We start from the raw sequence: 1533 nt of genomic DNA on the forward strand, positions 1-1533 counted from the left end.
TGGTATCAGTGCGACCATCTCGGTACGCCGATGGAGCTGACCGATGAGCAGGGCAATGTTGCTTGGGCGGGGCAGTACAAGGCGTGGGGTGAAGTCAAAGAGGAGCGCTCGGACTGGGCCAGACAGCACGGACTGGGTAACCCGATTCGCTTCCAAGGCCAATACCATGACCATGAGACGGGGCTGCACTACAACCGCTATCGATACTATGATCCAAAGGCTGGGCGATTTGTTAGCTTGGATCCGATTAGCTATGCAGGCGGGATCAACCTGCTTATCTATGCACCAAGCCCTGTCGAGTGGATCGACCCACTTGGTTTGGCAGCGGCGGGTCAATTAGGCTCTTATGGTGAGTTGACTGGCCAAAAGCACACGGGCGACAAGCTTGATGCCCATGAACTCGTTAGAAACAAGGCGCTTGAGCAGATGGGGTGTTCAGACGGTTCACGGATGGACAGCAATCCATCAATTGCACTCACGAGGTCTCAACACGTCAATGTGCATAGACTTGAAACCGCCTTGTCGAGGGAACATCTGGGGACTAACGGAAAAAATGAATTCGAATTTGGTGCCGATGGTAAGCCTAGCAAGAGGCAGATGGATGTATGGCAAGGAGCCGTCAGGAAGTCAGGTATGAGCTCGGCTCAAGCGAAACGAATGCGAAAACAGTCAAATGCTTTTTTGAAGAATATGTGTTGCTGCAGCTGATAGGAGGATGGAGTTTTGAAGAAGCTAATATTCAAGCCGGAGGCTGTAAGTGCTCAGGTTCCCCATGTGGGAGGCGGTTGCCATTTACCAACTGATTTTGCGTGGCCCAAGGACTCCAAAGGCAAGGCGCTTCTACATCTAATGACTGTTCCGGCAGGCTGGGTCGAAGAAGGCGCGGAGGGCTGGCTGTCGTTGTTTACACCTTACGATCAAGAAGATACTTATCTTCATTGGGTGGAGCTAACCATTGATGGTGAAAATGAGTCTGTAGTTATATATCATGATAATTGTGGTCATGTTCGTAATGAGTATGGCGATCTTTCTCCGGCTCGGAAGGTCGAGCTTGAGGTTTCGAGTGCGGCTGAAACCGGTAAAGATTTTACTTCACGAATAGGCGGGGCGATCGCTTGGGTGCAAGACGTGGAGTATTTGCAAGGAAGCAGTTGCCGGATAATGATTAATGGTGATGATATTGATATTGGTTTTGCTGAAGAGTCAGGTATGTTTTCCGATGGGGTGGTCTATGTTTTCTTAAAGGATAATTTTCAGCTAGGTTCCAGACCAACCGTGCAAGGAGTATTGACATTTCAGTTCTCCTGAAGTGGTGGGATTTTGCGAGCCTGGCGGTATTTTTCCAAGCCATCAAAACACCTGGGCGCAAAAACCTTCGCCTTCGACCCGGCCGGCAACTTGCTCGACCAGAAGAGCCAGGAACTGAACCGCCCGCTGGAAGCTGACCCACGGCGCAACAAGCTGATGGATAACCTGCTGCGCGAGTACGCCGGGACCCATTACAAGTACGACGAACGCGGCAACCTGATTCAT

At 50.9% G+C, this 1533-nt stretch carries 3 protein-coding genes; all 3 read left to right on the forward strand.

All coding sequences use genetic code 11. The features are described 5' to 3' along the window. Window positions 1-708 (forward strand): RHS repeat domain-containing protein (locus JKP78_RS25075; RefSeq protein ID WP_234454604.1); only part of this gene is annotated, 708 nt, incomplete at its 5' end. 15 nt (window positions 709-723) lie between these two features. Beyond that, the gene (locus JKP78_RS25275; RefSeq protein WP_325166795.1) at window positions 724-1308 is read left to right on the forward strand and encodes a hypothetical protein; all 585 of its coding nucleotides are present in this window, start codon (window positions 724-726) and stop codon (window positions 1306-1308) included. Window positions 1309-1320: 12 nt separating this feature from the next. Then, a partial coding sequence (locus JKP78_RS12500; protein WP_325166796.1) for a hypothetical protein occupies window positions 1321-1533 on the forward strand: 213 nt, incomplete at its 3' end.

It is taken from the genome of Pseudomonas sp. LAM2023 (assembly GCF_016620375.1).
Taxonomy (GTDB): Bacteria; Pseudomonadota; Gammaproteobacteria; order Pseudomonadales; family Pseudomonadaceae; genus Aquipseudomonas; species Aquipseudomonas anuradhapurensis.